Annotated in this window: 19 protein-coding genes; 5 read left to right on the top strand and 14 right to left on the bottom strand. The window is 49.5% G+C overall.

Translation table 11 applies throughout. The annotated features are described in order from the left end of the window. Positions 1 to 63: 63 nt before the first annotated feature. From F463_RS0107245 to F463_RS0107225, 5 genes are all read right to left on the bottom strand, one after another. The gene (locus F463_RS0107245; protein WP_018986402.1) at positions 64 to 2442 is read right to left on the bottom strand and encodes a TonB-dependent receptor; all 2379 of its coding nucleotides are present in this window, start codon (positions 2440 to 2442) and stop codon (positions 64 to 66) included. Positions 2443 to 2528: 86 nt separating this feature from the next. Further along, on the bottom strand, positions 2529 to 3383 hold the full coding sequence (locus F463_RS0107240) for a FecR family protein (RefSeq protein ID WP_245545166.1): 855 nt from the start codon (positions 3381 to 3383) through the stop codon (positions 2529 to 2531). Positions 3384 to 3437: 54 nt separating this feature from the next. Beyond that, entirely contained in the window at positions 3438 to 3950 is a 513-nt protein-coding gene (locus F463_RS14180; protein WP_211209192.1) for an RNA polymerase sigma factor, read from the bottom strand. Positions 3951 to 4052: 102 nt separating this feature from the next. Beyond that, positions 4053 to 4934, bottom strand: coding sequence for a DMT family transporter (locus F463_RS0107230; RefSeq protein WP_018986399.1), 882 nt, complete (start codon positions 4932 to 4934; stop codon positions 4053 to 4055). A gap of 53 nt (positions 4935 to 4987) precedes the next feature. Then, a complete protein-coding gene (locus F463_RS0107225) occupies positions 4988 to 5299 on the bottom strand; it encodes an ArsR/SmtB family transcription factor (RefSeq protein WP_018986398.1) in 312 nt (103 codons plus the stop codon). 102 nt (positions 5300 to 5401) lie between these two features. On the opposite strand from F463_RS0107225, the gene F463_RS0107220 reads away from it, so the two are divergent. Further along, the gene (locus tag F463_RS0107220) at positions 5402 to 6508 is read left to right on the top strand and encodes an NADH:flavin oxidoreductase/NADH oxidase (protein WP_018986397.1); all 1107 of its coding nucleotides are present in this window, start codon (positions 5402 to 5404) and stop codon (positions 6506 to 6508) included. 113 nt (positions 6509 to 6621) lie between these two features. Here the strand turns inward: F463_RS0107220 and F463_RS0107215 are convergent, their stop codons facing one another. Further along, complete coding sequence (locus F463_RS0107215; protein ID WP_018986396.1) at positions 6622 to 7230, bottom strand: TetR/AcrR family transcriptional regulator; 609 nt, start codon at positions 7228 to 7230, stop codon at positions 6622 to 6624. A 268-nt stretch (positions 7231 to 7498) separates the two neighbouring features. On the opposite strand from F463_RS0107215, the gene F463_RS0107210 reads away from it, so the two are divergent. Together F463_RS0107210 and F463_RS0107205 are read left to right on the top strand one after the other, a co-directional pair. After that, positions 7499 to 7678: a hypothetical protein gene (locus tag F463_RS0107210; protein ID WP_018986395.1), complete on the top strand. Its 180-nt coding sequence runs from the start codon at positions 7499 to 7501 to the stop codon at positions 7676 to 7678. A gap of 31 nt (positions 7679 to 7709) precedes the next feature. After that, a complete protein-coding gene (locus F463_RS0107205) occupies positions 7710 to 8174 on the top strand; it encodes a PA2169 family four-helix-bundle protein (RefSeq protein ID WP_018986394.1) in 465 nt (154 codons plus the stop codon). Positions 8175 to 8208: 34 nt separating this feature from the next. On the opposite strand, the gene F463_RS14175 is transcribed toward F463_RS0107205, so the two are convergent. From F463_RS14175 to F463_RS0107170, 7 genes are all read right to left on the bottom strand, one after another. After that, on the bottom strand, positions 8209 to 8820 hold the full coding sequence (locus F463_RS14175; RefSeq protein WP_051082054.1) for a hypothetical protein: 612 nt from the start codon (positions 8818 to 8820) through the stop codon (positions 8209 to 8211). Positions 8821 to 8917: 97 nt separating this feature from the next. Beyond that, positions 8918 to 9169: a hypothetical protein gene (locus F463_RS0107195; protein WP_154650030.1), complete on the bottom strand. Its 252-nt coding sequence runs from the start codon at positions 9167 to 9169 to the stop codon at positions 8918 to 8920. Positions 9170 to 9296: 127 nt separating this feature from the next. Then, positions 9297 to 10367, bottom strand: a complete 1071-nt coding sequence (gene modC / locus F463_RS0107190) for a molybdenum ABC transporter ATP-binding protein (RefSeq protein WP_018986391.1) — start codon at positions 10365 to 10367, stop codon at positions 9297 to 9299. A 1-nt stretch (position 10368) separates the two neighbouring features. Continuing rightward, positions 10369 to 11046, bottom strand: coding sequence for a molybdate ABC transporter permease subunit (gene modB, locus F463_RS0107185; protein WP_018986390.1), 678 nt, complete (start codon positions 11044 to 11046; stop codon positions 10369 to 10371). A gap of 20 nt (positions 11047 to 11066) precedes the next feature. Next, positions 11067 to 11822, bottom strand: a complete 756-nt coding sequence (gene modA / locus F463_RS0107180) for a molybdate ABC transporter substrate-binding protein (RefSeq protein WP_018986389.1) — start codon at positions 11820 to 11822, stop codon at positions 11067 to 11069. 193 nt (positions 11823 to 12015) lie between these two features. Then, entirely contained in the window at positions 12016 to 13203 is a 1188-nt protein-coding gene (locus tag F463_RS0107175; protein WP_018986388.1) for an ammonium transporter, read from the bottom strand. A 201-nt stretch (positions 13204 to 13404) separates the two neighbouring features. Beyond that, complete coding sequence (locus tag F463_RS0107170; protein ID WP_018986387.1) at positions 13405 to 14079, bottom strand: hypothetical protein; 675 nt, start codon at positions 14077 to 14079, stop codon at positions 13405 to 13407. A gap of 82 nt (positions 14080 to 14161) precedes the next feature. On the opposite strand from F463_RS0107170, the gene F463_RS0107165 reads away from it, so the two are divergent. Both F463_RS0107165 and gluQRS read left to right on the top strand, forming a co-directional pair. Next, positions 14162 to 14470, top strand: a complete 309-nt coding sequence (locus tag F463_RS0107165) for a DUF3301 domain-containing protein (RefSeq protein ID WP_018986386.1) — start codon at positions 14162 to 14164, stop codon at positions 14468 to 14470. An 11-nt stretch (positions 14471 to 14481) separates the two neighbouring features. Beyond that, positions 14482 to 15354 carry a tRNA glutamyl-Q(34) synthetase GluQRS gene (gene gluQRS / locus F463_RS0107160; protein ID WP_018986385.1) on the top strand — a complete coding sequence of 291 codons (873 nt, stop codon included), beginning with the start codon at positions 14482 to 14484 and terminating at the stop codon, positions 15352 to 15354. Here gluQRS and F463_RS0107155 read toward each other — a convergent pair whose 3' ends face one another. Beyond that, positions 15355 to 17481, bottom strand: coding sequence for a TonB-dependent receptor family protein (locus tag F463_RS0107155; RefSeq protein ID WP_026295407.1), 2127 nt, complete (start codon positions 17479 to 17481; stop codon positions 15355 to 15357). Positions 17482 to 17537 lie beyond the last annotated feature (56 nt).

Here is a 17537-nt window from a genome sequence, read left to right as displayed (position 1 = left end):
CTTTGAGGTCTAAACGCATCCAGGGAGAAGCGTTTAGCCTCCCCCTGCCATGCGACACGCGATTTAAAAGTCTGCCGAGACAGAAAGCAAGACCGTTCTAGGCGCACCTACTGATAAGCCTTCACGAGCTGCTGAAAGCCAGTAGTTCTTGTCAAACAAGTTTTCGATAGTGCCCCTTATCGTCACAGGCACTTTTCCGCTAGTAAAGGCATAGCGGGCACCGAGATCATAGCGATTCCATGACGGGATTTTTTGGGTGTTAGCCGCATCCAGATACTGTTCACCGGTATGCAACATGCGGGCGGTAAGTGTCAAACCGGGCAGCATGGGCGTGTCCCATTCTGCGGCGAGATTGAATTGCTGCCTTGGTACAGCGGGGGCGGTATTGCCATCATCTGCACCAGCGGCAGTCTTGACCAACTCTCCATCGGTCAACGCCAGACCACCCAATACTCTTACGTTGTCGACGACCTCGCCCTGCGTCAGAAACTCAACCCCGCGATTGCGCTGTTTTCCATTCACCTCCAGCCTTCCAGTGTTTGGATCGGTAATGGCGCTTGGACGCTCAATTTCAAACACACTTACTGTGGTGGCAAAACGGCCAAAATCATACTTCATCCCAGCCTCGCGCTGCTTGGAGACCGTAGGAGCAAATACCTGCCCGGCATTGGCTGCTGTTGTAGAGGCGATGGGCCCCTGATTTAATGCTTCAATATAGTTGGCATACAAAGACAGTTGTTCTGTGGGTCGCACAACCACGGCGACGGTCGGCGTCAGTTTGGACTCATCATAGTGCTGATCAAGCCTGCGGTTGCCTGCCGCGTCAAAGCTGTTCACAATGACCTCTTGATGACGTAACCCGAGGGTGAGTTGCACTTTGTTATCCAGCATCGCAACTGTATCAGCCAGCGCAATGCTTCGCAGCCGAGTCTCGCTTACTTTTGGAACATTGCCTACCAGTGCAATCCCTGGCTTGCCAAAATCCTGCATAGCGTAGAGATTTGAAAAACTCAATGCACTAGAGCCAGGTAACGATCCCGTTTCCATAAAATAACTGCTGACACTGAGCACAGGTTCGTGATTTAGGGCTCCAGTCGCAAATTTGCCTCTGACACCAACCTCGCCACTCAGAGTCTTTACATATTGTTTGGTGCGCGAAGGTCTGGTCCGCATGTCGCCCTGCTGATTCAGCAACTGCCAATTAGTCTGCAGACTGCTGAAATCGTATTCAGAACCGCCTAAAGCCCCATACACCATCCAGTTAGGGGTCAGGTCAAATTCTGCCCGCGTCGCGCCTGAAATCTGGTTACTATCCCAGTAAGTCCAGCTGGGGAAATAATTACGGCTGGCATCGGGAGCAGACCCGATCTGGACGCCAGAAGCCACAAACAATAGACCACTACGTGCGTACGTCAGACGGTTCTGATAATTCAGGTCCCCTTCCCAACGGAATCGCTCTCCCTGAAAATCGAGACCCACTGCAAAGGCATCTAGCCGCTCCTTGGAATGATCCACGGGAGTATCACCAGAGCTCTTGATAGCATTCACGCGTATGCCAAACTGCTGATCGGCACCATAGCGTCTTGCCACATCTGCATGGGCAGCCAGTTGGCTATCGTCGATATAGGATAAGGTCAGGCGGTTCAGCGGTTGATAACCGGCACGTTTAGGCACCAGGTTAATTGCGCCACCTACCGAACCACCGGGGGCAATCCCGTTGAGCAAAGCATTAGGTCCTCTCAGCACCTCAACGCGCTCGATACCAATCATTGAGCTGGAATCGCGAGGTGAAACGCCATATAAACCATTGAACATGGCATCGTAATTGAACACCGTAAATCCACGGATATTGAATTCATCACGTCCTGAACCTCGTGAATAGGTATTCCGGATAGATGGGTCATTGACCAGCACATCGCCGAGGTTTTGTGCCTGCTGGTCTGCGATGAGTTTGGAGGTGTACTGGGTGGCGCTGAAGGGGGTATCCATCATCTCCTTGTCACCGAGCAAACCGATTTTTCCGCCACGGGCCACCTGACCACCTGCATATTCAGCGGGCTTATCTTGAATAACTTTTCCCTTCACTTGCACTTCAGGCAGCGTTGCGGTTTTATGTTCAACGTCCTTGACCACTGAATAGCCGGCTGGTGTTTTTTGCATAGTCAAACCACTGCCTTTCAACAAGATGTCCAGGGCTTGTTCAACACTGTAATTACCTTTGATGGCAGGTGCCTTCAACTTGCTGGCCAAGTCTGACGGAAATGCAATATTTTCGCCGCTCTGTTTACCCAGCATTAAAATGGCCTGATCCAGTGATTGGGCGGCAATATCTACATTGGCGCTCGCTGCATAGGCATGTATGCTGATTGAAAATAATGCCGCGATGGATAATTGTCGTAACCGGGTGCGACGATGAGGTTGTAAGTGTGGACGTGCTGTCATGTTTTCCCTTAATCATATGCACGGCCTCAATGTGGCCGTTATACCGTTAAGGCGATTGACGCCAATGAAATTAGCACGTCATGCACTCATTTTTTTTGAATTTTTATTTCACCGTTATCCAGGCGGGTGACTTTTACCGGGAACATGGACTCCATGCTATCCAGTAATTGTTCGACTTTGCTGACATCGTAAATGCCAGTGATCAGCAAATTTTCCAGGCGCGGGTCAAGCTCGATGGCTGCTTGTCGATAGCGCTGGATATTGGCAACAGCCTGTTTTAAAGGCGTTTTGTTGAACAGGATTTTCCCGTGATGCCAAGCGGTCACCATGTCCAGGTCTGCAGGGTAAGGAGAGCCCATTTCAGCAAGAGAAACATGTATCGATTGTCCTGAAGTTAGGCGCGTTTTCTGGTCACCGGTGTGCAATTCGACTTCACCTTCTAACACGGTGGTAGTGAACGATTGATCCCCTGTTGAGATATTAAATTCCGTACCGATATCGCGCACGGTAGAAGCATTAACCGCCACCGTAAATGGCCTGAGTTCATGTTTCACGGTAAATGAAGCCTCGCCTTTCTCCAGCGTCATCTCCCTGGAACGCAGCCTCCATTTGGAAATCAAGCTAGTGTTGGAGTTCAAATGCACACGACTGCCGTCGGGTAATGAAAATTGTGCATTTTCAGCATACTGGGTGGTATACATGTCAGTGGAGAGCGTAGGGTTTACTGCCCAAATGCTGGCAGCAAAAAAAACAACAGCCGCCGTGTATTGCAAGGTCCTTGCCAGTTTTTTACGATGATCCCTGTCGCTGCTGATCTCGGCGAACAATTCCTCTTTCGAGGGAAATTGATCTTTTCCCGCCCGAATATACGGCATCAAATCCGAAAGATATGACTCGGTTTCCGATGGCTGATGAGGCTGCGGTTGTTTGGAAGAGTTCATCTCGGGGAGCGTTTTAAAAGTCAGGCATGGAAATTAAATGGCTATGTGATTATTCTAAAGCGATAGCTGCTTCCTGGCGATGGTGATGCTTGCCAGCGCTTTATTGAAATGCCGTGACACCATATTGGCGGATATACCCATTTTCACGGCAATCTCGTGCTGTGGAATTTCGTGCAGTTGATGCAATAAAAATACTTGCCTTTGCTTTCTGGGCAAAGCCTCAATCATCTGTTTGATCTGCGCGATTTTCTGTGCAAACTCTAATGCTGCAGCCACATCATAAAAATGACTGCCACCATCATCCGGTAATTTTGCAAGGTAATCCGCCCCCACTTTTTCATGCCGGGTACGATCCAGCGCCCGGTGCATACTGACTTTTCTGAGATAGCTTAGCGGCGCCCTGATTTCTGTCACTGGTGGGTTTTCCATCAGCTGAATACAGACATCGTGGACGACATCTTCCGCAAAATGGCGGCTGCCAAAATGGTGACTGACGTGATTGACTAGCTCACCATAATGCAAGACCAATGATGATAACAACCTACTTTTTGTGAGATCAATCTGCAAGTGAGAAACTTCTGCACGGATAACATGTTGAATAGACCTCCGATTATAATGATAATGGTTCTCATTAGCAATATAAGCAAATTGAAGTCAACAAACTTTAACTTAGCGAGGTTTTGATAATTCACGCGCGGGTAAAGAAATCGAGCTGAAGGTGACCGCACTGATCACCAGTACCGCCCCAAACAGTTGCGCATGGGTGGGAGGAATATGTTCAAAAGCAGCGATGATCATCGTAGTAACGGGTACCAGGTTCAGGAAAATGGCCGCTTTTGACGGGCCCAGATGTGAAATGCTGGCATTCCAAAACAGGTAGGCCAACACGCCGCCTCCCAAAGACATCATCAACAGTGCAGCACCTGCCTCCATGGTTGGCAGCACAAGGCTGTTACCATGCAGCCCCGCTGCCATGGACAGTGCAATCGCACCTATAGTCATGATTCCTGCCGTACTTGCGATGCCACTCACCTGTTTTGGCATCATTTTTTTCACAAGCACGTTGTACAGTGCCCAATTGAAATTGGCGATTAAAATATACACATCGCCGATAGAAACTGTCAGCTGTGCGCCAGCCCCCAGCACCACAATCGCCACCCCGGCAATGCCAATCGGGAATGCAAGCAATTGTCGCGTGGTGGGTTTGTCACCAACGATCAGGTAGCCAAGAATGGCCGTGACCAGGGGATTCAACCCCATGATCAGCGCACCATTAATGGCCGAGGAGGTCTCCATGCCCAGAAAGAAAAACAGGTTGAAACCAAACACCCCAACCACGCCTAACGTCAAATAGGCTTTCCAATGGCGCAAAGGGATCGCGTCTTTTTTGACCCACACGATCAACACCATCACGGCTGCAGCCAACACATAGCGGCTGGCACCTGCAATATACGGGCTCATTTCAGCCAACACAGGTTTGGCCAGATTGAAATTGGCACCCCAGAATACTGCAGCAAGGGTGGCCATTAAATAGGTTTTCATATTGTGCATGGGATTTTCTTGATAGCGGGATTTGACGGCCTCTTAACCTCAGGCAAGCGCCATCAGGCTTGAGTCAATGATTTAAGTATCGACTGCAATACGCCAGGAAATTTTTGCTCAATCTCCGCCACCCTGAGCGTATTCATATGCTCGGTACCTTCAATCAGGGTCTCGACCAGGCCAGCAGAACGCAAAATTTTAAAGTGGTGTGACATACTGGATTTGGGACGATTCAGGTCAAACTCGCCACAAGTCATTTTTCGCCCCGCCTTGGCCAGACGCGCAACAATCTCCAGGCGGGTGGGGTCAGACAGTGCATACATAATGTCTGTCAATTCCACTTGTTCAATGGCCGGATGTTTAATTTGTCGCATGGGCTGAATTTATCATAGTACTTGCCATAATTCCATTGTTCGATTATATTCGAACAATGGAATTTAAATACAAAACTCCCACATTTTTTCAAAGGACTGTTTATGGCTGACTTGTTTTCTAGCTTTGCATTAAAAGGCGTGACTCTACGCAACCGCATTGCCATCCCACCCATGTGCCAATATATGGCCGAAGAAGGCATTGCCAATGACTGGCACCTGGCACATTACACCAGCCTGGCCCGGGGCGGTAGTGGCCTGGTGATTGTAGAAGCGACAGGTGTGGCTCCAGAAGGCCGCATCACGCCCGGCTGCCTGGGCATCTGGAATGATGCACAAGCAGAAAAATTGCGTGAGATTGCTGCCGCCATCAAGGCTGCAGGGGCAGTGCCCGGTATCCAGATCGCGCACGCAGGCCGTAAGGCCAGCGCCAATAAACCCTGGGAAGGCGATGACCATATTGCAGAAAACGATCCCCGTGCCTGGCAACCTATCGCCCCTTCCGCGATTGCATTTGGTGGCGACCTGCCCCGCGTTCCCAAAGAAATGACTATAGACGACATTCAGCGCGTCAAGCGGGACTTTGTTGCCGCAGCCAAACGGGCACTCGATGCAGGCTTTGAGTGGCTGGAAATCCATTTTGCACATGGTTACCTCGGGCAAAGTTTCACGTCAGCCCACTCTAACCAGCGCACCGATAGTTACGGTGGCAGTTTTGAGAACCGTTCACGTTTCACCATAGAGACTCTGGATGCGATCCGCGCTGTGTGGCCAGAAAACCTGCCACTGACTGCCCGTTTTGGGGTGATTGAATATGATGGCAAAGATGAAGCAACCTTGAGCGAATCCATTGAATTAGTTAAACAATGGAAGCAGCGTGGCCTGGATATGTTGAGCGTCAGCGTCGGCTTTACCATTCCGGACACCAATATTCCCTGGGGACCAGCATTCCTGGGGCCGATTGCACAACGCGTGCGTAACGAAGCCGGCATTCCGGTTTCTTCTGCCTGGGGCTTTGGTGCTCCTGCGCTGGCCGACAACGCTATCCGCAACGAACAACTTGACCTGGCCATGATAGGCCGCGCGCATCTTGAAAATCCACACTGGCCTTACTTTGCGGCAAAAGCCTTAAATAAAGAAAATGCGGCCTGGGTGTTACCCGCGCCGTATGCACACTGGCTGGCAAGATACAGAAGCCCGACACAAGAGTAGTGGAATAGCTGCAATCAACATGAAACGATGGGACAGGGAATATTCTGTCCCTTTCTTTTATCGCTGGTGTCAAGATAAAACTTGGCCTGGCTCTATTCCCGTCAAAGAATGACTTACGCCTTGGGCCAAACGCTTAATGCCAGGTCAGCTACCGTCTTCAACTCCTCCTCAGAGGCACCGCTTGTTGCCTGCACTGACATGCCCTGGTGCAGCATTGCCAAGTATTTTGCCAGTGCGGCTGGATTGGCATCGCTGGGCAAGTCTCCATCAGCTTTGGCCTGTTCAAACCTTTGTGTCAGCAGCTTCTCATAGCCAGCCCGGTATTCCATCAACACGCTTTTGATCATTTCTGCACTTTCACCGCCTGAGAGCGCACCTTGCACGATCATGCATCCCTTGGGATGTGACGATTGCGTCAAAAATTCAGCTGCCTGGTATAAGAAACGTTTCGCTACTGCATGGGCAGTCGGCTCATTGACTATCTCCCTGACAAAAGCGGCCGGTCCTTGTACATATTTTGACAATGCCTTCATAAACAGCTCTTCTTTGTTGCCAAAGGCTGCATACAGGCTGGGTTTGTTAACGCCCAGGGTTTCTGTCAATTCAGCCAGCGAAGCGCCTTCATAGCCTCTGTTCCAAAAAATCTGCAACGCTTTATCCAGCGCCTCATCGGGATCAAACACCCTGGGACGGCCACGTGCTTTCTTGGTTTCTGTGGTCATGCTTCAGATCTCTTTATTAATTAATATACCAATTGTTACAAAAAGATATTGACAAAGCAAGTGCAGATAAATGTCACTTAACGAAGGGTATGCAGAAGATCATTTAAATGAAATAAATTGCCATCGGGATCATGAATGCTGGCTGGCTTAGGACAGCCTCAAAAAATTCTGACAGGACGGTCAGTCGTTGCCCGATAACGGTTTGCATGAGCAATACTTAGTATTGTGGTTTATCCAATGAATAGCACCTGCCTTGAAAGGAGACACCATGGAAACTGAGCCTAAAGGTCTGATTGAAGAGATCATTGATAATGCGGTGACACCAGCGAAAAATCTAAACGTGGGTCACGATGAAAAGACCGAGAGTCGGGCACGAGCCATCCGAAAAAATGTAGCCCAGACAACCCCTAACACTGGCGTGAAAAAAGTACGCTCAGGCCGCCAGTAAGCGACTGATTATTTACATAAAGGAGAGACACATGGTTGATAACAATGATGTGATTGCCATATTGAACGAACTCATTGAAACCTCTAAAGACGGCGAAGAAGGTTTCCGCAGCTCTGCAGAAAACGTCGAAGACGCCCGCTTGAAAGAGTTTTTCCTGCGTCGCTCGCAAGAGGTAGGGGAAAGCGTACGCGAACTGCAGGCCATCGTACGCTCATTGGGCGGCATTCCAGTAAACGCCACTTCCATCGGCGGCACCTTACACAGACGATGGATTGAACTCAAAACAGCGCTGACCAACAATGATAACCTGGCCGTCCTCAATGAAACCGAACGAGGGGAACAAGTCGCAGTGGCTGCTTATGAAAGTGCGTTGGAACTGGCACTTCCGGCAGAGATTAGAGCTGTGGTTCTCCGTCAACTGGAAGGTGCAAAACGCAATACTGGCTTGGTCAAACAATTGCGGGCCGTCTATGATGCCGAGGCGGCATTGCGTTGATTGAAGTCTGGATAAAGCACAACGCTAAAGCCCGTTATCCATCATAACCCATTAATTTTAACCGGTTGAGCTCACTGGTATTCTCAGCGCTATGGCACTCCAGCACAGCCAAGTCCCCTTCTTTGAAAGTCACCTTATCCATCGCATTAATGTTTTTTGCATATTGTGAATTCAGCTCGCCGCATTTTTTATTGCGGCTATTCACATACTGCAGGTATTCTTTTTTCCTGAGTTCGGCCCTTAAAGAGCCATCATTCATGAGTTTGGTATACAGGCTCCTCAAGCGAAGTTCGGAAATACTCCATAGGCTGAAAGCAACCGTTTCATTGTTAATCGCGGGTTCGGGAGCAGGGGTTTCTACCGTGACAATATCCCGTCCTGGCTCAAGCGTGGTCTCGGTACTTTGCACAGGTGGCGACAGACTCTCGGCTTCCGTAGAAAGGACCGTTGGTGGCTCTTTGGTTTCACTTTTTTGCGGAGGGGTGACCAGGGTAGGCTCTGTACTGGTATCCAGCTCTTCCTCGATTGAAGGTAACTGCACCTGCTGTTCAGATGGTGTTAAAGTCTCTGCCAGCTCGACCGCAGGCTCAATCATCAGCGGCAACTCCACCTCTTTCCAATGAGCGAGCATCCAGACCAAGGTCACCAGCCCCGCACTATAGAAGAGGACGGTAACGTATAGGCTCCATTTTTCGTTGCGAATGTGGGCGCTACCACAGTTGGGGCAATTAATAGATTCAACTTCATCTGCGGGATACCATACTTGCCCGCATGATTCGCAAACCTTCTGAGGTCGAAGAAAAATACTCATCCTGTTCTCTTTTATAGTTAGTGGATGGTTGAATGACACAGAGTTTTAATGTGCGTTCATTTTTGATTGAGCCGTTTGCTTTTTTATTGGCTTTATTCAACATTTCATCAGTCACATTTGGTTTTGCGTCCGGCAGTTTAAATTTTACTACTTTGCCGTGCCTCATAACTTGCACAACCTGCAATTTCCAGCTCCAGCACTTTGTAATGATCTCCCCTCAATCAAACCCCTTTTAAACCTGCATTTCGCAGAAATTTTGTTATGCACCGACATTCTATAAAGAGGCGACGACACGAGACGCAATGGCGCATTTACTCCATCATGGCCACCGATTTAACCTGTAGCCAGACCGGCTGCCCGACGCTGATGCCTAATATCTCAGCCGAACGTTTGGTTAGCCTGGCAATCAGCGCCGAAGCCCCGACGCTGACACGCACAAGCATAACACCGGGATGGCTGTCTGCAGCAATGGCATCCACCACCCCCTGCAACTGGTTCTGGATGCTGCTGCCGATTTGTGGCCGGGTCGCCAAACTGACATCGCGGGCCAATATATGTACCCGCACCTTTCGGCCTACCGGCAAATCATGTTGCCGCGTCCACACATTGCCACCGTCAAACGCCAGCCGCATCAGATGCCATTGATGGTCGTGTTCAATGACCTGCGCCTGCAAAACCACCCCCCTATCCTGCCCGAGGCGGATAGGTGTATCCAGTTGCGCCAGGATCTCCAGCAACGGCCCTTGTGCCAGCACTTTGCCTGCTTGTAGCATGACAATATAATCGGCGAGTCTCGCTACTTCATCAGGGGCATGGCTGACATACAATAGGGGAATCTCCAGGCTATCGTGCAGGCGCTCCAGATAGGGCAGAATTTCCTGTTTGCGCGCGTAATCAAGTGCTGCAAGCGGCTCATCCATCAATAGCAGACTCGGTCGCACTGCCAGCGCCCGTGCAATCGCCACCCGTTGCCGCTCACCCCCGGACAAATTTACCGAGCTTCTATCCAAGAGCGGCACTAAGTCCAGCAATTCGATAGCCGCCTCCAGATCTGCTGGCCGCGCCTGTGTATTGCGCTTGAGGCCAAAACGCAGGTTTTCAAGTACCGTTAGATGCGGAAACAGGCTGGCTTCCTGAAACACATAGCCAATCGGCCGGCGATGTGTAGGTAGGGAATACTGGCCATCCTGCCACAACTCACCGTGAAAGCGCAGGAAACCCTGACGGGGACGCTCCAGTCCGGCTAGACAGCGCAATAACGTGGTTTTGCCTGAACCGGAAGCGCCAAACAAAGCTGTAATGCCGCGCCCTGGCAGAGTCAGATTGACATCCAAGGTAAAGCTAGGCCATGCCAGATGAAAACGTGCCTGTATCTCAGCCATACTAGTGCGCCCTGCTCGGTTGCTTGCGCCACACATGCAATGCCAGCAACACCACAAACGAAAACACCAGCATGACTGCGGCCAGTGTATGCGCCTGACTGTACTCAAGGGCTTCCACATGGTCATAAATCTGTACCGAAGCCACACGGGTTTGTCCCGGCACATTGCCACCTATCATAAGTACCACCCCAAATTCACCTACCGTGTGGGCGAAAGTGAGTATGGCAGCAGTGAGAAATCCCGGCCAGGCCATCGGCACCACCACACTAAAAAATGTATCCAGTGGCGAAGCACGCAAGGTCGCCGCCACCTCCAGTGGCCGCTCCCCAATAGCTTCAAATGCGGTGTGCAAGGGCTGCACCATAAACGGCAGGGAATACAAGACCGACGCCAGCACCAGACCCCAAAAAGTAAAAGGTAAACTGCCCAGACCAGTAGCCTGTGTCAGCTTGCCCAGCGGGCCTTGTGGCCCCATCGCCAGTAACAGGTAAAAGCCAAGCACCGATGGTGGTAACACCAGTGGCAACGCCACTACCGAGGCCACTAGGCCTTTCCACCAGGCGCGGCTGCGCACAAGCCACCAGGCGACGGGAGTGCCTATGATGAGCAATAGCAAGGTGACCACACTGGCCAGCTTGATGGTCAGCCAAATGGCCTCTATATCCTCAGTGCTTAACATGATGTTTCCTGTGTGTTATCTCAGGGCAATTTATATCCGTTTTTGGCAAAGATGGCACGTGCTTTATCCGACTGCACGAACCCATAAAACTTGCGGGCGGCATCGGCATTCGTGTCTATCCCATGCTTTAAAATGACCATGCCTTGCGCAATCGGCTCATAACTTTCTTCAGGCACGGCCACCCATTTGCCCTTCCCCGCAGTTTCTGGCGCAATCACGATAGACTTGGCACTGAAGCCAACATCTACCGTTTTGCTCTCCACATACTGGCTGACCTGACTAATGCTTTCACCATAGACCAGTTTAGGCTCTAACGCGGCTTTCACTTTGTAAAACTCCATGGCCTTAAGTGCCTGTTTTCCAAAGGGTGCCAATTTAGGGTTAGCAATAGCCACCTTACCCACGGCCGCATGTTTCAGTCCAGGCACGCCTAGGCTTAAATCAGCACCAGTTTGTGTCCACAACACCAGAACACCGTATCCATACGGCTTGGGTGGATTCACCGCATAGCCCTCTTGATACAAGGCTTCCGGAAAATCCATATCCGCTGACATAAATACATCAAACGGGGCGCCCTGACGGACCTGGGTGGCAATTTTACCCGAGGCACTAAGCACGCTTCGCACTTCGATCCCGGTTTCCTTCTTAAACTCGATGGCCAGATCATCAAACACATATTTGAGATTGGCTGCAATAGCCACGGTAAAAGGTTGGGCGGCATTGACTGCTGTTGGAAACAGTGCAAGGGTCAACAACAGATATTTGAGTATTTGCATACAATTTCCTTGTCTGATAATCATTTAAAGTCAATGCGGGCGCGCATAAGCATTGGATATATTCAGGCGGATATTAACAAGACATTCAACATTTACAGAAGCACAATAAAAAAACCTGCCACAAAGAGGGCAGGTTTTTTATTGGTTATATCTTCGAAAAAGTTAATAATTTAAGGTTAAAACCTCTAAGTTCCTAGTCTGCAGAAACGGATGGAATCTTGTGTATGCTCAGGTCAGCACCATCAAACTCTGCCTCTTTATCCAGGCGGATACCAACCAGTTTTTTCAATACACCGTAAACAATTCCGCCACCGACGAGGGCAATCAGTACGCCAGCGAGGGTGCCTAACAACTGGCTCATCACACTCACGCCGCCCATGCCCCCCAAGCTGTCAGAACCGAAAATCCCTGCGGCAACCCCACCCCAGGCACCGCATAAGCCATGTAACGGCCATACACCGAGCACATCGTCAATTTTCAAACGGTTTTGTGTCATGGTGAACGCCCACACAAACAAAGCACCTGCAACGGCACCGGTAGCCAATGCGCCTAATGGATGCATGATGTCAGAACCGGCACACACTGCAACCAGGCCTGCCAGAGGACCGTTATGCACAAAACCGGGGTCATTTTTACCCAGCACCAGCGCGGCCAGCGTTCCACCAACCAGGGCCATCAGGGAATTGACGGCGACCAGGCCAGAAATGTTCTGGATAGATTGTGCAGACATCACATTAAAGCCAAACCAGCCCACGGTCAGGATCCAGGCGCCCAAAGCCAGGAAAGGGATGTTGGAAGGTGGATAGGCATGCAACTTACCCTCTTTATAGCGCCCATTTCGCGCCCCCAGAAGAATAACAGCCGCCAGAGCAATCCAACCGCCCATGGCATGCACGACAATAGAGCCGGCAAAATCGTGGAAATTGGCACCAAAGCTGTTTTTTAACCATTCCTGGAAGCCGAAGTGGCCATTCCAGGCAATGCCTTCGAAAAATGGGTAGACGAAGCCGACAATCAGAAAGGTAGCCGCCATTTGCGGATTGAATTTGGCACGTTCTGCAATCCCGCCAGATACAATGGCTGGAATTGCCGCTGCAAAGGTCAGCAGGAAAAAGAATTTGACGAGGTCGTAGCCACTTTTGGCGGCCAGTACGTCTGCTCCGCTAAAAAAGTTGATGCCATAGGCAATGGTGTAACCAATAAAAAAATAGGCAATGGTAGAGACACAAAAATCCACCATGATTTTAACCAGGGCATTGACCTGGTTTTTTTGACGCACGGTACCGACTTCCAAAAAGGCAAACCCGGCATGCATCGCCAGCACCATAATGGCTCCCAGCAATACAAACAAGACGTCATTTGCTGACACTAATGCTTCCATTTCGCTCTCCGAACTATATTTATATTCAAAACTGGCGCTTTTAACGCCTTATTTAAAAGTGCTCTATCCTGAGCGCGAAATCTTAAGCAAATATCAGACCACCTTTAAATAATTGATTTAAAAAGGAATACGTTTTGGAAGTGTGCCTATTTGCACCAAAATTGACACATCAAAAGTGCATTGCACTTTTTAAGTGCATTTTTATATGATTTCAGGTGGTTGCAACTGCTTGAGCATTTCAACCGCCTCAGGATGGGCGGCCCAGAAATAATAAAACTCACGCACTGAGTTTAAAAACAGGTGACGGGTATTTTTAAGATTGAACAGCGGTAAAGTGGCATCTGCTGTAATCCGGTAGGCATTTTTCTCTGACAGAGGTGCCTCACGTAATCGCAACAACATGAGCTTGGCCATGCGGGTACGGATTTCTATCTCCATATCCTGTTTGTTGTCCATGGATTTCAGGGCTTTGACATACCCGTTGAGCGCCCAAAGCTCTGAAGTCTCAAATTTTTCAGACTGTAACGCTGGCCACACCGATTGCAGATCAATGACGGCTGGCTGCCAGCCGATAGGATGCAACTCGAAACCCACTGTGTCAGCATATTGCATCACGGCTTTGACATCTCCGCGCCAAAACGGGTAAAACTCACGGATAATGGTCAGCAGCTCCGGCCACATTTGTGCCGGTTTGCCTTCCAGGCAATGATCGACCGCCTGACGGTAGGCAGTACTGGTACACTCCTGGTTTTCCAGCAAAGGGCCCAACTCTGCCAGCAACGCATCGCGCTGCGCCATAATAGCGGCATCCGCGCCCTTGCTATGCAATAAATTATAATAAGCTTGAATAGCCTCTGCTTCGCGGGTTGAGCTCATACTTGATTAAGGAATACTGTTTTGATTTTGACTGGACACCATCATACACCGAAACACAACATGGTCTTAACGGAGAACAGCAATGGCTGAATGGGCTTTATTAGCCATATTGATGGCTGGCGCCTGGTTTTGGATGGATTCTGTCGCCAAACGCGAAATTGCACTCAAAATTGGTCGCCAGCTGGCAGACCGTTGCCACTTGCAATTTCTGGATGAAACCGTGGCCTGCTCACGCGTGGGCTTTGCCAGGGATGGCAATGGCCGCATGCAATTGCAGCGCACTTATACTTTTGATGTTTCCAGCCAGGGGGTAGAACGCATGGCCTGTCATCTGCAACTGCGCGGCGGCCAACTGGTCGCTTGGCATATTCCACCTTATGTAACCCAGTAAACCTGAAGTCTATGGTGATTGGTCGTTTCGCCCCCTCCCCCACCGGCCCCCTGCATTTTGGATCCCTGGTGGCCGCTGTCGCCAGTTATTGCGATGCCAAAAGTCAAGGTGGGCAATGGCTGTTGCGGATTGAAGATGTGGATACCACCCGCCGGGTCGAAGGCGCAAGTGACGACATTATCCGCACCCTACATCGCTACGGATTTGAATGGGCTGGAGAAATCGTTTACCAGAGCCAGCGCAGCGAGTATTACGAGCAAGCGCTCACCCGGTTAAGAAATTTGGGGCTTGCCTACCCTTGCACATGCTCACGCAAGGAGATTGCCGACTCCTCAACTCAACAGGGAATAGAAGGCGCCATCTATCCTGGCATCTGCCTACAGCATCCCATTAAACCAAACACATCTATCGCCTGGCGTTTGAAAACGCCTGCCGAGAAGATCAGCTTTGAAGACAGGATTGTCGGCAGGCAACAACATAACATTGGTCAGGACATAGGCGACTTTGTGATCAAACGTGCAGATAGCCTGTTTAGCTATCAGCTTGCAGTGGTGGTGGATGATGCCATGCAAGGCATCACCCATGTGGTCCGCGGAGCCGACTTGCTGCAATCGACAACGAGACAGATATATCTGCAACAATGCTTGGGTTACGCCCCTCTACTGTATGCACACATCCCACTGGTATTGAACAACCAAGGGCAAAAACTCAGCAAACAAACCTTAGCCGCCAGTATTGCTGATATGTCACCTGCTGAAACCATATATCAGGCACTTTGCTTTTTACAGCAGTCTCCGCCTGACACCATAAAAAAAGCCACACTAAATACAGTGTGGCATTGGGCGATCTCCAACTGGAAGATAAATCGCTTGGCAAGAGTTTAGTTAAAAGTCGTAACGCGCCCCAACTTGAATCAATGCTGGCATCCCGGTCAAAATTCCGCGGGTACGGTCAACGATATATTCTTTATCAAAGATGTTTTTGCCAACTAAAAACAGCGTCGTTTTGTATGCTGGCATCTTGTAGTTGATGGCAGCGTTATAAATGGTATAGCTTGAAATTTCACCAAACTGACCCGTAATATCCACTACCTTGGTTTCGGCGAAGTCAGCGTATTGTCTGCCAACATGTACCGCTTCAATCATAGCATCCCATTGCCCCAGTTTGTAGCCAAAAGCAGCTGTGACGGTATTTTTTGGCGCATAAGGTTGTCGATTACCTGATGCACTACCCCCAACTATTGCATTAGTCAGGACATTACGGAAGGGTGACTCCTGCTCTGCCAGCGGCAGCCACGTGTAGGCAATACGGCTATACAGACCGTTATCAAAATCATAACGCCCTAAAATTTCCAGCCCTCCAAATTTCGCCTTTCCTTCTGACAACGCCACATTACTAGCCACAGAACCCACGGCAATCAAGTTATCAAAATCATTATAAAATAGTGTTGATTCAATACTAAACGCCTTGTTCGGACGAGCTCTGAATCCAAGTTCATAATTTTTTGACTTTTCAACACCCACATCCACTGAGCCGCCATTGGCACCAATCAAGTCTTCAGTACGCGGTGGTGCAAAACCTTCATGTACCCCCGCAAATACTGTGTATTGATCGTTTGGCGTATAAGCAAGTGAAACACCCGGCACCCATTCATGTATCGTGGACTCTCCACGGGTAACTAGACTAGACGCAGAAGTTGCGCCATTTTTTCGTTTATTTTCCACGTGTTCATATCGAATCGCAGGAGTTAAATGGAAGTCACCAAAATCAAATCTATTGCTGATGAACCCAGAGTAAGCATTGGTCTCACGAAAGTTATTCTCTGAAATTGCGCCATCACGTGCGCTGGCTGAAGTCCCGTTTTTTTGAACACGACGCTGCTCCTCATAGTGTGCTTTGATGCCAATGTCCAATTGACCTAAGTCATGACTCCATGACAGGCGAGGCTCAACACCATAAGTGTCATAAGTACGTAAGCGCCCCTGATTCCCCTGACAAGTATCCGTATCAACTTCCAACCCTAAGATACGTCCGTTACCTACCGCTGCACATCCTACTCCAGTCGCAATATTTCCCGCTGAAGAGTTGCTTTGCTGACGCCACCAATCCCGCGTAAAGTAGCTATAGTAATAATTAGTAATCAGTGACAAATCACTCGAAATTTGCCAATCGTGCGTCACTGAGGTGCCATAGCGTGTCGTTTCAAAATCATCACGTTTGAATGGATTATAGCGTCCACCAAAATTGATATATTCTGCTCTTGTTAAACCAGAGTAACTGACTTGCGAATCCTCACTGAAATAGTTGGCGCGAAAAGTCACGCCGTGGTAATCATTGATGGCTTTTGTCAGTTTAAAATTGAGATCATCGACGTTGTGGTAGGTATTATCCCGCGCACCATCGCCTTGCTTGTGTGTGTAATCTAACAACATACCGTTGCCGCCGACATTGATTTTGGTATTCAAGAAGTCACGATTACCAGCAGTCGCGCTCACATACCCTCCAAACGCTTGCGGGGCATTCGGAGTGATATGATTAATGACACCGCCTATGGTTTGCGGCCCAAACTTGATCTGTTCGGCCCCCTTAAGCACCTCGATCGAAGAAAATCTGTCAATCGCGGGATAGTAGTAACTAGCATTATCGCCATACGGTGCATATGCCAAAGGGATGCCGTCTTCTAATAACAATACTTTGGTTGACCGGGTAGGATTGAGGCCACGAATGCTGATATTAGGCCTCATCCCAAATCCCTCCTCATCCCTGACTACCACACCCGGCACTTTGCGCAAAGCTTCATTAGTGGTCATCACATGCGCACTCTCAAGCTCTTGTTGCTCAATAATAGTGGATGTACTGGATTGTTTGAACTGCTGGTCTTTAGTCCCGATGACATCAACACGAGGAACTTCCAGAAAGTGGGGTTTGACTTGGCTAACATCATCAGAGAGTGCAATGGTCGAAAATGCAGACAAAACGGCTGCATTGATCCATTTCAGGGTCATTTTCATTTGTTACGTATCCTCTTCTACTACCTTATTAATAATTATTGATTAATTTTATTATC

The organism is Methylophilus methylotrophus DSM 46235 = ATCC 53528, assembly GCF_000378225.1.
Taxonomy (GTDB): Bacteria; Pseudomonadota; Gammaproteobacteria; order Burkholderiales; family Methylophilaceae; genus Methylophilus; species Methylophilus methylotrophus.
Note: the sequence above shows the minus strand (reverse complement) of the source record. Positions and strands in the feature narration are given on the sequence as shown.

Bases quoted from the DNA above. Each gene is read 5' to 3' on its own strand.
- F463_RS0107245 (WP_018986402.1), bottom strand. From the start codon at position 2,442: ATGACAGCACGTCCACACTTACAACCTCATCGTCGCACCCGGTTACGA.
- F463_RS0107240 (WP_245545166.1), bottom strand. From the start codon at position 3,383: ATGAACTCTTCCAAACAACCGCAGCCTCATCAGCCATCGGAAACCGAG.
- F463_RS0107230 (WP_018986399.1), bottom strand. From the start codon at position 4,934: ATGCACAATATGAAAACCTATTTAATGGCCACCCTTGCTGCAGTATTC.
- F463_RS0107225 (WP_018986398.1), bottom strand. From the start codon at position 5,299: ATGCGACAAATTAAACATCCGGCCATTGAACAAGTGGAATTGACAGAC.
- F463_RS0107220 (WP_018986397.1), top strand. From the start codon at position 5,402: ATGGCTGACTTGTTTTCTAGCTTTGCATTAAAAGGCGTGACTCTACGC.
- F463_RS0107215 (WP_018986396.1), bottom strand. From the start codon at position 7,230: ATGACCACAGAAACCAAGAAAGCACGTGGCCGTCCCAGGGTGTTTGAT.
- F463_RS0107210 (WP_018986395.1), top strand. From the start codon at position 7,499: ATGGAAACTGAGCCTAAAGGTCTGATTGAAGAGATCATTGATAATGCG.
- F463_RS0107205 (WP_018986394.1), top strand. From the start codon at position 7,710: ATGGTTGATAACAATGATGTGATTGCCATATTGAACGAACTCATTGAA.
- modC (WP_018986391.1), bottom strand. From the start codon at position 10,367: ATGGCTGAGATACAGGCACGTTTTCATCTGGCATGGCCTAGCTTTACC.
- modB (WP_018986390.1), bottom strand. From the start codon at position 11,046: ATGTTAAGCACTGAGGATATAGAGGCCATTTGGCTGACCATCAAGCTG.
- modA (WP_018986389.1), bottom strand. From the start codon at position 11,822: ATGCAAATACTCAAATATCTGTTGTTGACCCTTGCACTGTTTCCAACA.
- F463_RS0107175 (WP_018986388.1), bottom strand. From the start codon at position 13,203: ATGGAAGCATTAGTGTCAGCAAATGACGTCTTGTTTGTATTGCTGGGA.
- F463_RS0107170 (WP_018986387.1), bottom strand. From the start codon at position 14,079: ATGAGCTCAACCCGCGAAGCAGAGGCTATTCAAGCTTATTATAATTTA.
- F463_RS0107165 (WP_018986386.1), top strand. From the start codon at position 14,162: ATGGCTGAATGGGCTTTATTAGCCATATTGATGGCTGGCGCCTGGTTT.
- gluQRS (WP_018986385.1), top strand. From the start codon at position 14,482: ATGGTGATTGGTCGTTTCGCCCCCTCCCCCACCGGCCCCCTGCATTTT.
- F463_RS0107155 (WP_026295407.1), bottom strand. From the start codon at position 17,481: ATGAAAATGACCCTGAAATGGATCAATGCAGCCGTTTTGTCTGCATTT.